Annotated in this window: 10 protein-coding genes and 2 pseudogenes; 4 read left to right on the top strand and 8 right to left on the bottom strand. The window is 36.7% G+C overall.

The window, feature by feature from the left end; all coding sequences use genetic code 11:
* Nucleotides 1-91: 91 nt before the first annotated feature.
* From safA to nadB, 4 genes and pseudogenes are all read right to left on the bottom strand, one after another.
* Nucleotides 92-260, bottom strand: a pseudogene (gene safA / locus MHH45_RS28115) (SafA/ExsA family spore coat assembly protein); the annotation flags it as partial.
* Nucleotides 261-464: 204 nt separating this feature from the next.
* Nucleotides 465-1,571: a quinolinate synthase NadA gene (nadA, locus tag MHH45_RS21670; RefSeq protein ID WP_016116466.1), complete on the bottom strand. Its 1,107-nt coding sequence runs from the start codon at nucleotides 1,569-1,571 to the stop codon at nucleotides 465-467.
* Nucleotides 1,572-1,600: 29 nt separating this feature from the next.
* Nucleotides 1,601-2,434, bottom strand: a complete 834-nt coding sequence (gene nadC, locus MHH45_RS21665; RefSeq protein ID WP_016116467.1) for a carboxylating nicotinate-nucleotide diphosphorylase — start codon at nucleotides 2,432-2,434, stop codon at nucleotides 1,601-1,603.
* A gap of 19 nt (nucleotides 2,435-2,453) precedes the next feature.
* Nucleotides 2,454-3,980 carry an L-aspartate oxidase gene (nadB, locus tag MHH45_RS21660; RefSeq protein ID WP_088094363.1) on the bottom strand — a complete coding sequence of 509 codons (1,527 nt, stop codon included), beginning with the start codon at nucleotides 3,978-3,980 and terminating at the stop codon, nucleotides 2,454-2,456.
* Between the two features lie 371 nt (nucleotides 3,981-4,351).
* Here nadB and MHH45_RS21655 point away from each other — a divergent pair, with 371 nt between their 5' ends.
* From MHH45_RS21655 to MHH45_RS21640, 4 genes and pseudogenes are all read left to right on the top strand, one after another.
* Nucleotides 4,352-5,494, top strand: coding sequence for an IscS subfamily cysteine desulfurase (locus MHH45_RS21655; RefSeq protein WP_033671518.1), 1,143 nt, complete (start codon nucleotides 4,352-4,354; stop codon nucleotides 5,492-5,494).
* Nucleotides 5,494-6,036 carry a transcription repressor NadR gene (locus MHH45_RS21650; protein ID WP_016116470.1) on the top strand — a complete coding sequence of 181 codons (543 nt, stop codon included), beginning with the start codon at nucleotides 5,494-5,496 and terminating at the stop codon, nucleotides 6,034-6,036. The genes MHH45_RS21655 and MHH45_RS21650 overlap by 1 nt, the downstream gene beginning before the upstream one ends.
* A gap of 88 nt (nucleotides 6,037-6,124) precedes the next feature.
* Complete coding sequence (locus tag MHH45_RS21645; protein WP_016116471.1) at nucleotides 6,125-6,772, top strand: MOSC domain-containing protein; 648 nt, start codon at nucleotides 6,125-6,127, stop codon at nucleotides 6,770-6,772.
* Nucleotides 6,773-6,873: 101 nt separating this feature from the next.
* Nucleotides 6,874-8,041, top strand: a pseudogene (locus tag MHH45_RS21640) (IS3 family transposase).
* 61 nt (nucleotides 8,042-8,102) lie between these two features.
* Here the strand turns inward: MHH45_RS21640 and pheA are convergent.
* From pheA to MHH45_RS21620, 4 genes are all read right to left on the bottom strand, one after another.
* A complete protein-coding gene (pheA, locus tag MHH45_RS21635; RefSeq protein WP_016116472.1) occupies nucleotides 8,103-8,954 on the bottom strand; it encodes a prephenate dehydratase in 852 nt (283 codons plus the stop codon).
* 96 nt (nucleotides 8,955-9,050) lie between these two features.
* Nucleotides 9,051-10,964, bottom strand: coding sequence for an ABC transporter permease (locus MHH45_RS21630; RefSeq protein WP_016116473.1), 1,914 nt, complete (start codon nucleotides 10,962-10,964; stop codon nucleotides 9,051-9,053).
* Nucleotides 10,965-11,013: 49 nt separating this feature from the next.
* Nucleotides 11,014-12,927: an ABC transporter permease gene (locus MHH45_RS21625; protein WP_088093822.1), complete on the bottom strand. Its 1,914-nt coding sequence runs from the start codon at nucleotides 12,925-12,927 to the stop codon at nucleotides 11,014-11,016.
* On the bottom strand, nucleotides 12,902-13,678 hold the full coding sequence (locus MHH45_RS21620; protein ID WP_016116475.1) for an ABC transporter ATP-binding protein: 777 nt from the start codon (nucleotides 13,676-13,678) through the stop codon (nucleotides 12,902-12,904). The genes MHH45_RS21625 and MHH45_RS21620 overlap by 26 nt, the downstream gene beginning before the upstream one ends.
* Nucleotides 13,679-13,769 lie beyond the last annotated feature (91 nt).

The following is a 13,769-nucleotide window of genomic DNA, read 5'->3' as shown; positions in this document are numbered from 1 at the left end:
TCTATTCCAAGCGGCGTAGGTGTCGCTGCAAATTCTTTTTGTTGTACCTCTTTTACATATTCTTTTGGAGGAGCTGAACCAGCACCCATATTTTTTTTCACATGCACACTGCTAGATGGCACTTTTATTTTCATACCTGGCATAATCAGATCGGGATTAGTAAGCTGCGTATTCGCCTTTTTTAACGTTTCAAAATCTACTCCGTACTTTTTCGCAATTTTCCAAAGGGTATCCCCTTTTTGCACGATATGAATTTTCAAATTTTCCCCCTCCTGTATTACTTATCTATAAGCCAAAATAATGTAAAGTGAAACTGTCCTCTATGATTTAACACTCTTGCTCTTACCATTTAGTCATACACAATATTGCACGAATATGAAAAAATACAATGATTCCCTCAACACAATGTATGACTGCAATTAGCTAATTATGTTTAATAAAAAAGCGACGGAAATCCGTCGCTTTTACACACGCTCTAACATACGATTTAAGGCAAGGACTGCTTCTTTTGTCACCTGCTTCTCTACTTGAATAACATTGATTTCCTCTCCACGCTCTATCGTTTCTAACACCCACAATAAATGTGGTAAATCAATACGATTCATCGTTAAACAAGGACACATAAAAGGGTTTAATGAAATGATTTCTTTATCAGGGTGCTGATGAAGAATTCGATTGACTAAATTCATCTCTGTACCAATCGCCCATTTACTTCCAGATGGCGCTTGTTCAATCATGTCGATAATATATTTTGTTGATCCTGCATAGTCAGAAGCTGCTACCACTTCATAACAGCATTCTGGATGCACAATAATATTCATATCGGGATGATTTTTTCGCACACTTTCAATATTTTTCACAGTGAAATTTTGATGAACCGAACAATGACCTTTCCATAAAATCACCTTCACATCTTCTATATTCCCATCATATTCTAATGAATCTGTATGCGGATCCCAAACCGCCATTTTATCTAATGAAATACCTAGGTCATACGCTGTATTTCTTCCTAAATGTTGATCTGGTAAAAAAACAAGACGCTCTTTTTGCGTAAATGCCCAAGATACCATTTTTTTTGCATTTGAAGATGTTACTGTCGCCCCGCCATTTCGTCCACAAAATGCCTTAATAGCTGCCGTAGAATTGACATATGTTAATGGAATCATCGTATCCCCAAATAACTGCGTAAGTTCGTTCCAAGCTCGTTCTGTTTGTTCGATATCTGCCATATCCGCCATGGAACAGCCAGCACGCATATCTGGTAAAATAACGATCTGTTCATCGGCCGTTAACATATCTGCTGTTTCAGCCATAAAATGCACCCCGCAAAAGACAATATATTTCGCTGCTTTATTGCTAGCCGCTACTTGCGCAAGTTGCAATGAATCTCCCGCAGCATCTGAAAATTGAACAACTTCATCCTTTTGATAATGATGCCCTGGAATAAATAATGCTTCCCCTAATTTTTCTTTAATTTCACGAACACACTCTTCCATTTCTTGCACTGACATCGTTTGATAACGCTCTGGTAACATCGTTTCAATTAGCTGAACTTTTTCTAAAATACTCATCCGAAATCTCCCCCTCTAACCCTCTCGCTTTAAACTTCAATATTAAAGCTAATATCTAATGCCTTTACAGAATGTGTTAATAATCCGAGTGAAATATAATCTACCCCTGCCCCACCATATTTTGATAAATTTTCAATTGTAATGCCGCCTGATGCTTCTGTCACAATTGCACTTGGAACAATTTTAGAAAACTCACGAACTTCTTCTGGTGTACGGTTATCAAACATAATAATATCCGCTCCTGCGGCAATCGCTTCGCGCACTTGTTCTTCTGTTTCCGTTTCCACTTCAACTTTCACCATATGTCCAAGCTTTTCTTTCACAGATGTAACAGCGTTTGTAATAGAACCTGCAAAAGCAATATGGTTATCTTTAATCATGACACCATCGTATAATCCGAAGCGATGGTTATATCCGCCTCCGCAAACAACCGCATATTTATCAAACATGCGAAGCCCTGGCATCGTTTTTCTCGTATCACAAATACGTGTATGATCACTTTCTAGCGCCAGAACAGCTTTGCGCGTCATCGTTGCTATACCACTCATGCGTTGAATAATATTTAAAATTACACGCTCCACTGTTAATAAAGATGCAATTGGTCCTTCGACACTTGCTAAAATCTCACCTTTTCCTACGAAATCTCCGTCTTTTTTATGAAGTGTAATTTGAATGCTGTCATCTAATAATCGAAATCCTTGTTCAATTACTGCTGTCCCTACGAATACCCCTGTATCTTTCGCAAGGAACGTTCCCTTTGCCCTTAAATTATCAGGAAAAATAAGCTGAGATGTTACATCTTTTTCTCCAATATCTTCTAGAAAAAAGCTTTCTAATGCTTTTCTTATCTTTAACGCGTTCATACAATCCCTCTTCCCTTCATTACACAAGTTGTAATTTTCTATTAGCGAGAATAATTTTTTTCGTTACTTGATTTCGTCTTGGATAATCACCACGATAATGACCACCTATGCTCTCTTTTCTTTGCAGTGCTGCTTCTGTAATGAGCTGACAAACTGTTAGCATATTCATAATTGTTATATCTTCATTTGTAAAAGCTTCATATTGTATTCGAACACTTTGTACACGATAATGTTCAAACCATTGCTTCGCATATAATAAACTCTTTTCTGTTCGTACAATTCCTACGTACGTCATCATATGTTTTTGTATTTCTTTTTTCGTAGGTAACTGAGGAACTCTTGATATTCCATGTATTTCTTCGCTATTATTTATCTTTTCTTGTACCGGATGAGCTAAAATATGTGTTCCCATTCGTTTTCCAAACACAAGCCCTTCTAACAATGAGTTGCTCGCTAATCGGTTTGCACCATGCACACCGTTACAAGCTACTTCACCTACAGCATATAAATGCGGAATAGATGTTTCTCCATCACAATTCGTTTTAATGCCACCCATATGAAAATGAGCACCAGGAACAACTGGAATTCTATTTTGTTTTACATCTATACCATTCTTTTTGCATAATGCCGATACAGTAGGAAAACGTTCTTCAAAGTTTTGAATAGAAGAAATATCCAAGTATACACTTTCACCTGCAAGAAGCTGTTCATGAATCGCACGTGCCACTACGTCACGCGGTGCAAGATCATGTTGCGGATGTACATCCAGCATAAAACGCTGTCCTTTTTCATTTAACAGAACAGCTCCTTCACCCCGTACCGCTTCTGAAACAAGTCCACAGCAACGGCTGCCTACATATAGCATCGTTGGATGAAATTGTACAAATTCTAAATCAACAAGTTCGCCACCAGCTCTGTATACCATCGCGAGTCCGTCACCTGTAATCGTCTCGTCGTTAGACGTAAATGCATACAACCCTCCAACACCGCCTGTAGCTAATACAATATGTTCAGCATAGTAACGATGTATATTTCTTTCGCTATCACGGGTCAAAACACCCTTACATGTATCATTTTCTATAATTAAATCGAGCACCATTTCTCGCTCCACTACTGTAACGTACGGAACGACTTCCTGAACCAAATGCTCTAATAAATTTCGTCCTGTTGCATCTCCACCAGCATGTAAAATACGTCGGTTTCGATGCGCACCTTCTTTTCCAAGATGGGGCCCGTTTTCATCTCCATCAAATTCCATCCCATTTGCAATGAGCTTACGAATCTCTTTCGGCCCTTCTTCCACTAAATATCGAACTGCTTCTTCATTGTTATAGCCACAACCGGCCGCTATCGTATCTTCGTAATGATCATTCACATTGTCATATGTAGCTACAGCTGCTGCAATTCCGCCCTGCGCTAAATGTGTATTGTTATCGCGGCCTGTTTTTTTTGTGATAATCATCACATTCTTTTCATGACAAATCTCTTTCGCAACACTAAGTGCTGCAACACCACTTCCAATAATTAAGACATCTGCACTTGGCATGATCATTGCCTCCTAGTTTACACTTTCCAACTGTCTTGACACCTATATTTACATAGTTTTAAAATAATGACAAGAGTTTTTTAGAAAGTAATATTTTCACCAAGGAGTTTAACGAAATTCTCATGCTATATAAATCCATTTTATTTTTTCGACATATCAATCGCTGCTACGAAGAAGAAAAGGGGACTTACACTCATTTTCTCTCTCTGTTTTTACTTGGCATGGGGCAGGAAGAGGATCTGACCGCTTCTATGCGCGACCGGATGCTCTCTTCCACCTAAAAAGAAAGGGTTTATGTCGGTTTTTTAATTTGAATTTATATACTTTAAAATTAAAAAACGAATGTAACTCTACTATAGAGAGGACTATACATTATGATATATCTTGACTATGCAGCTACAACACCAATGAGCAAAGAAGCTATTGACACATATACGAAAGCAGCACAGCAATACTTCGGTAATGAACAAAGCTTACACGATATCGGAGGAACAGCTTCGTCTTTACTACAAGTTTGCAGGGGAGCACTTGCACAAATGATTAGAGGAAAAGAACAAGGCGTATTTTTCACAAGCGGTGGTTCTGAATCTAATTATCTTGCAATCCAGTCGCTCTTAAATGCAAAAAGCGGCAAGCACATACTTACAACACCAATGGAGCACGCATCGATTCGCAGCTACTTTCAGTCATTAACAAAGCAACGATATACAATCACGGAAATTCCTGTGGATTCATGCGGGCTTATTAACCTTAAGGCTTTAGAAGCAGCAATTACAGACGATACGGTTTTAGCAAGTATTCAGCACGGTAATTCTGAAATTGGAACCGTTCAACCTATCTCAGAAATTGGAGCACTACTAAAAAAACACCATATTTTATTTCATACAGATTGTGTACAAACATTTGGTAAACTCCCAATTGATGTCACAACGATGCAAATTGATAGCCTTTCTGTTTCCGCACATAAAATTTACGGACCAAAGGGTGTCGGAGCTTGCTATATAAACCCACAAGTTCGCTGGGAACCAGTCTTCCCAGGGACATCTCATGAAAAAGGATTTCGCCCTGGTACAGTTAACGCTCCCGGTATCGCTTCGTTTCTGACAGCAGCAGAGCATATATTGGACGATCGTGAAGAAGAACGCGCTCGTTTTGAGCAATTACGATCCTATTTTACAGAACAATTACAAGCAATTCCCCTTGAAATTCAAGTAGAAGGACATTCTACTTCTTGTTTACCTCATATTATTGGGGTTACAATAAAGGGAATAGAAGGTCAGTACACGATGTTAGAATGCAATCGCCATGGCATTGCCATTTCAACAGGAAGCGCATGTCAAGTCGGCAAACAAGAACCTTCAAAAACAATGCTTGCAATTGGAAAAACGTATGAAGAGGCAAAACAGTATGTCCGCTTTTCATTTGGACGTCATACAACGAAAGAACATATTGATACAACCATTCATGCACTATGCACAATTGGAAATCAATTTTATAGAGGTGTTAAATTATAATGAAACAAAATGACCAGAAAAAGATTTTAGGGGAAGAAAGAAGACAGCTCATCTTACAATGGCTCCTTGCTGCTAACGAACCGTTATCCGGGAGTGAATTATCTAGGAAAACAAATGTCAGCAGGCAAGTCATCGTACAAGATATTTCCTTACTAAAAGCGCGAAACGAACCAATTATCGCAACTGCACAAGGATATTTATATTTAAAACCACAAGCAAAGAAAAATACATTTGAACGTGTTATCGTCTGCCAGCATAAACCAGATGAAGTACGCCAAGAATTAACATTGCTAGTCGACCACGGTGTTACAATTAAAGATGTAAAAGTAGAACATCCTGTATACGGCGACTTAACAGCTTCTATTATGGTGAGTAATCGTTTTGATGTTGAACAATATTTGCAAAAAATTGAAGATACAAATGCTTCCTATCTATCTCAATTAACAGATGGCATCCACTTACATACAATTGAAGCAGATTCCACAGAAAAATTAAACGCTGCTTGTGATGCGCTAGATCGCGCTGGATTTCTTGTTTATTAAAATGAGAGCACAGAGAGTTTCATTCTTCTCTGTGCTTTTATTTATGAAATGATATAATATTGAAATCAATTGGTAAAGGAGAGATGATATGGGAATCAAACTCGTTCACTTTAGCATTGGCAAACCAAAACAAATGCAATATGGAGAAAATAAAGAAATGTCAACAGGCATCTGTAAAGAGCTTACAGAAGAAGCCTTTCTATCAAAAGACGGATTTCTTGGAGATGGTGTAGCTGACCTAAGGTTTCACGGCGGACCTGATCGCGCTGTTTGTGTCTATCCGTATGAACATTACGCGCTATGGGAACAAGAATTTCAAACAACACTCCCACCCTCTGCATTTGGCGAAAATATTACCGTAACAAATATGTTAGAACATGATATTTTCATCGGCGATACATATCAATTAGGTGAGGCTGTCATTCAAATTACACAAGGCCGGATACCGTGTAGTACCATCTCAAAAAGAGTTGGCATCCCCGGTATTTTACCGCGCATTGTAGAAACCGGTTATACCGGCTATTTATGCCGTGTTCTTCAAGAAGGCGTTGTTCGCAAAGACTCACAAATGAAACTACTAGAGCGCCATCCAGATCAAGTTTCTATTCTGTTTTCTAACGAAGTATATTTTCATAGACGGAAAGATACAGAGGCAATGGAGAAAATTATTGCTGTTCCAGAACTAGCAGAAGCTTGGCGCGAGCAATTAGTAGATCGCTTAGCAAAATTGAAATAAACCCCATTGCATATTGAAGTGAACCCGAATAGTGGTACATGAAAAAAACACCTCCTGAATTCGCATACTAAGTATGCAAATTCAACGGAGGTGTTTTTCATTTGAAAGAAAGAGTACATTACCCAGAAGAAATAAAGTGGAAAGTGATTGAGATGAAAAAGGATGGTTATTCAAATCGTACCATTATGGAGACACTCGGAATTAAAAATGTTTCCCAAATTAAGACATGGATGAAATGGTATCGTACAGATCAAACGTATCGTTTTCAACAACCTGTAGGAAAACAATATTCTTATGGAAAAGGACCAAAAGAGCTAAGTGAATTGGAACAGCTACGATTAGAAAATAAACATTTAAAAACAAAATTACTTGTATGGGGAAAGTATCTGGAAATCGAAAGGAGCTGAAACCACATACCGTTATTACCCTATGGAATGAATTAAAAACAAAATTAACCGTACAAGAACTGTGTAAAGTATTAGAATTACCACGTTCCACATTTTATCGTTGGTTACAGATAACCGAACGCCCTAAAGACGAGATAGAAGAGAAAGTAAAGAAGGTCTGCCTTAGGCATAAATTACGGTATGGATATCGAAGAGTGACCGCCACTCTTCGAAAAACGGGGCTGTGTGTCAATCATAAAAAAGTATTACGGATCATGAAACAATATCATATACTCTCAAAAGTTCGTCGTAAGAAAAAGAAATATATCAATGGTGCTGAACCAGTCGTAGCTCCTCATCGATTGGAACGTCAATTCGAATCATCAGCCCCAAATGAAAAGTGGTTTACGGATGTGACTTACCTATGACTTACCTATTATTTGGAGAGCGTACATTGTATTTATCAACGATTATGGATGCCTTTAATCGTGAAATTATTAGTTATGTCATCAGTGAATCACAAACTTTAACATTAGCGATGAAGACATTAAAACAAGCAATGAGAGGGCGAAAAGTAAAAGATGTCATCCTTCACTCGGATCAAGGAAGTATTTATACTGCGAAGGAATTTCAAGCATATGCCAAAGAAAAAGGCATTATCACCAGCATGTCCCGGAGAGGAAATTGCCATGATAATGCCGTCATGGAAAGCTTCTTTGGTCATTTAAAAAGCGAAGCTTTCTACTCACAAAAGATAACAAAAGTATCCAACACAACTGTGCGAAAGATTGTGCTAGAATACATTCATTACTACAATTGTGTGCGAATTCAAGAAAAATTAAACCACCTATCCCCTAAAGAATATAGGGAACAGATGGTTTAGGTGTTTTGATATGTGTCCCGTTTTCGGGGTTCACTTCATATGCAATGAGGTTTATTTTTGTTTACAACCAATAAGACGAATAACTCCCCAGCACCGTCACAGAAAAACCAAGTGCCTCAAGCTCCATTGTTACTCCTGGCAACAACACATCATCATATGTCTTATCCACATCAATTAAGAAAAAGTAATTACCAAGTCCCGTTTTCATTGGACGAGATTCGATTTTCGATAAATTTAATTTTCTCCATGCGAAAGCTGATAATACTTGATAAAGTGCTCCTGCATAATCAGCAGGTAACGTTATCATAAGTGTCGTTTTCTCCCCGCGGTTCTCACCGTTTTTCGGTAGTAGTGCCCGCTGTTTTTTATGTAACACGAGGAAACGTGTATGGTTATTTTTATGCGTATGAATATTACGCTGCACAATTGCTAAATCATACTTCTCTGCTGCCGCTTCATTTGCAATTGCAGCGATCCTTTCTTCCGGATGTTCTTTCACATATTGCGCCGCTGCACTTGTGGAAGTCATATCCCGAACCGTTACACCTTTTAATTCTTCATTTAAAAACCTATGACATTGCGCAATCGCATGCGGGTGAGAATGAACTGCATATACTTCTTTCCACACCTCTTCATAATCTGGATGCACAAGTAAATGTTGCTGAATAGGCACTGTAATTTCTCCTACAATGAAGAGCGGCTGCTCATGCACAAGGTAATCAACAGTAATATTAACAGAACCTTCAATCGCATTCTCTAACGGTACAACTGCAAAGTCTACATTTCCATTTGCTGCAGCATCCATGCAATCAGGAATCGTGCGATACGGCACATGCTCTGCCTCCGGAAAAAAACGACTCACCGCCATATTTGTAAATGTTGCTTCTGGTCCTAAATAGCCAACTCGAATCATCGTCTTTTCCCCTCTTTTTCGTTTTCTTACTGTTATACCATGAATATTTTTATTTTTCTATGTGAATTTTGAATATTTTAAAAAGACTAGCGTTTGCTAGTCTATATGTTTCATATATTCTTTTTGAGCGAAGAAGAAATAGATAGCTGTTGCTACACAATATATACCGATGATCTTTATACTTGTAAATAACACATTCATTTCCATTAAATTACTCAATGCATAGAAAGCAAATATACTATGCACTATACCGACCACAATAGGAATAAAAAATAAACTCCCCATTTGCCGTCTAACAATCCGATTTATTTCCCCTTTCTCCATCCCTATTTTCATTAAAGACTGATACTCTTTACGATCCTGCTCAATATCTGAAAACCATTTAAAATATGTCATACTGCAAGTTGCTAGGAAAAAGAGAATACTAATAAATGATCCGATAAATAATAACACTGCTCCCCCTTCCTTAAATTGGATATATATACTGATCTTATTTCTCATCGAAGAAGAATAATCTGGAGACACTTTTCCCCTTACTTCTAACGCGAATTTTTTTTGCCCCTGCCAATTTGGAATATTATAACCATAATATACATATTTTTCACGATTAGGAATGACACTTTCCCATTGTTTAAACTGTTCATCTCGTACAACTAATAATTGATTATGGTGCCCAGCGCCATCTCCATTAAAAACCATATCTGATTTAGATTCATGCAATTTAATTTGATATGGTACTCCTAACATTTGAAAATAGAATATTTCCTTGTTATACACATCCTGACCATCAAAAGCCATTGGGTTTATAAATGTGCCATAACCTTTTTTATTGTTTACCATGCTTTTTCCTTGCTTCTTTGCTTCTTTGTTATAATCCGTTTGTGAAATAACAGTAATCGGAAACAGACGTCCGTCATGTGTTGTAATAAACTTTCCTGGTAATCCGATAAACTGTACTTTCTCTACATTTTCATAACCATATTTTTCAAATAGTGCTAAGAGCTCATCGGGAGAAATCACCTCATGAGATTCTATTCCTTTTTCTGTATAGGAAATTTCATGAGGAAATGAAAACATAGCGCTTTTGGGAAGGTCAGAAAAATATGCATATGCAGTTCCTGTTGCTGTAATAACTGTTGCTGTCAAAATAGAAATAGAAAATAAAAACTTCGCATGATCTTTCAATTTATGCTCAAGGCTGCGAAGCACAAATAGATTTGGATATGTATAATAGATATTCTTCTGTTTTTGAAGTCCTTTCAAAACAAACAAACTGCCTTGAGTAAATAAAAAATAAGTTCCTATAATTACAGTACTAAGGATTGGATAAAAATAGAGAAATAACTCTCCTAGCGTTACCTTTACCGCAAGGGTATATCCACATAAAAGTAAAATAACCCCTAAACCAAATCGCCATTTCCCAACTTTAAAAACTCTACGTCCTTTCCTCTTATCCAATAATAAATCAACAATTTCTAACCTCCGCACATTCCACAAACCAAATAATGCTAAAGAAAAAAACATAATTGAATATACAACAACGGTAATCAAGAATGGTTTTATTTGAAAGATGAAATAAATCCTATTCTCTAAATCTAAGAGTACACTTAATGTCATTAAAAATAAATTTGAAAATAACATCCCAATCCCAATCCCAATACAAGTTGATACCAAGCCCACTACAGCCTGTTCTAAGAATAGTAGAATTGAGATTCTAGCATTTGTAGATCCCATTAATTTAAGCAATCCTAATTCTTTCTTTCTCGCATCAAGAAAAGTAGCATTAGAACTGAACATATACAGTGCCGAGAACATAAGAATAAGATAACTACACCCTTGTAAACCTGATCGAATTCCAATGTGGACATTACTGTGTGCAACTTCCGGATGATGAACAAAAGATGTATACATATAAAAAACTGCTACAGAAAAAGAGCTACTTAATAGAAGTGCTTTATAACTCCGCCAATTCCCCCTTATATTTTGTATCGCTAGCTGCCTGACATTCATCTGCATTCCCCCTGTAACCTGTTACACACGTAAAAAGCTAGAGGTTTCCCTAGCTTTTTACGTGTTTTAAATATCCTCTTTGTGCAATCATAAAGTAAATTGCCGAAGCTATAATATATGCTCCAATAACAATCGCACCTGATTTCCATAAATCTAAATAAAGCATTTTTCCTAATGTATGAAGAGCAAATCCGCTATGCAATGTACCAATAAGAATTGGAATAAAGAAAATGACTCCCATTTGGCGAATAGCAATTTTATGAATTTCTTTATCTGTCATACCGATTCTCTTTAATGACTTAAATTGAATACGATCTTGTTCTTTATCATTAAACCATTTAAAGTATGTCATGCTGCAAGCAAAGAAGAAAAATAGTACTGCTACAAAGAAACCGATGAACATTGTAATTGCCCCTTGCTCCTTTATTGCTTTATAAGTAAGAACTGAATTATGGAAATTCTGTTGTTGTTCTTGTGCAATTTCTTTTTTCAAGTCTACTACAAGATTCTCTGTTCCTTTCCAGTCTTCAATATAATATCCGTAATATTTTGTCTTTTCTTCATCTGATACAACCTTTGCATATTTCACAAAGTCTTGATCATTAACAATAAGGTACCCTTCATCGTTAAAAACAGACTGTGAAATTGGATCATTTAGCTTAATAGACTGTTTTTGTTCGTTCAGCGTGAACTCAAATGGTTTTGTACGATCTAACTTCACAAAGTCATTCATCATATCAATTAAAACCATCGTTGCGCTTCCTGGTGCATTATGAACTTCCTCTTTCTTTTGCTTATGTGCTTCTGCATTATATTCTTTTTCTGAGATAATACCTAAAGGCATCTCATGATTGCCATTCAACCGCTCTATTTTCTGTGTTGCTGGAAGTTTTACATATGTTACTTTTCGTGCATCTTCAAACCCATGATTTTTCAATAACTCTTGCATTTTCTCTTCACTAATGATGTTATGTGTATTTACTCCCTTCTCCTCATATGAAATAGCATGCGGCGTACTAGCTACTGTTTTATAACTCATATCTTCAAAGAATACATACAGTGTACCAACCGCGGAAGAAACAACAGCTGTAATAATAGATATAACAAAGAGAAAACGAGCATTATCTTTCATTTTATAAATAAGATTACTAAGTACAAACATATTTGGATATGTATAAAAAGATTTTTTTCGTTTTTGTAACACCTTTAATACAACAGTGCTACCTTGCGTAAATAGTAAGTACGTTCCTCCAATTGTCAGTCCTACAATCGGTAAAAATAGCATAATGAAATTCATAAGCGTAACTTGGAAACAAAGTACATACGCGACAATAATACATAATATCCCGACTACACATAGCCATGTAAATGCGAAAGGCTCTACTTTTTGTTTTCTTGCTTCTCTTAATAAGTCAATAATTTGCAAACGACCGACCGCCCAAAGACCGAATAATGATAGGATGAAAAAGAGAACGAAGTATACACTAGCTGTAATCAGAACTGCTTTTCCATTCCATACAAGTGGAAGTGTTTTATCTATACCAAGTAATACACTTAAAGCTTGAAAGAAGAGCTTTGAACAAAGCATACCAAGAGCAATCCCTACTACAATTGCGATTACACCTAAAATCATTTGCTCTAGTATAAGCATACGACCAAGCTGCGCTTTTGTTCCACCTATTAATGTTAATAAACCAAACTCCTTTTTTCTCGCTCGTAAAAACGTTGAGTTAGCATATAAAATAAATAGTGCTGAAAAGATGACAATGATATAGTTCATTGATTCTAGCCCTTTTGTAACCATCGTCTTCATGCTAATGTTTCCGCCCACTACATCTGGATGATAAATGAAGGAAGCGTACATGAAAAATACTAAGATTGATAAACAACTACTAATAAGAAAAGCTTTATAATTACGCCAATTTCCTTTTACATTATTAAGCGCGAGCTGGCGAAAGTTCATGATATTCCCCCCCTAGCATCGCAAGTACGTCTAAAATTTCTTGGAAAAAGGCTTGCTTTGTTTTTCCTTTATGAATTTCTGAGAAAATTTCTCCATCGCGTATAAAGAGAATACGTTCGCAATAACTAGCTGCTACTGGATCATGTGTTACCATGGCAATTGTTACTTTTTTCTGTTCATGTAAATCTTGCAGTGCGCCCATTAAAGATTTCGCAGACTTAGAATCTAAATTCCCAGTTGGCTCATCTGCTAAAATTAATGTCGGTTCATGAATAATTGCTCGTGCAGCTGCCGCACGTTGTTGTTGTCCACCCGATACTTCATATACTTTTTTATTTAAAATCCCTTCGATATTTAAAAACTTCGCAATTTCAAGTACTTTCGTATCAATTTCTTTTACAGGGCGCTTCGCCATAACTAATGGCAAAATAATATTTTCTTTAATCGATAACGTATCAAGTAAGTTAAAGTCTTGGAAGATGAACCCTAAATGTGTACGGCGAAATTCCGCTAGTTTTGCAGCACGCATTTGACTAATCTCTTCACCATTCACATAAACATGGCCTGAAGTTTGCTTATCAATTGTTGCTAATAAATTTAGAAGTGTTGTTTTCCCACTTCCTGAAGGACCCATAATACCTACAAATTCGCCTTCTTCAATTTTAAAATTTATATCGTGTAAAGCAGTCGTTGCCACTGATCCTTTTGATTGATACACTTTCGTTAAACCTTTTACTTCAAGAACACTCATTTCTAAATCCCCCTATGTGCTTTCTTCTTACATTTACTATAAGAAAAATGAGAAAAAGAAACGAGTGATTTTCCTTACAAAACCGTTTGTT

Source organism: Bacillus sp. FSL K6-0042, assembly GCF_038006685.1.
GTDB classification, from domain to species: domain Bacteria; phylum Bacillota; class Bacilli; order Bacillales; family Bacillaceae_G; genus Bacillus_A; species Bacillus_A pseudomycoides.
Note: the sequence above shows the minus strand (reverse complement) of the source record. Positions and strands in the feature narration are given on the sequence as shown.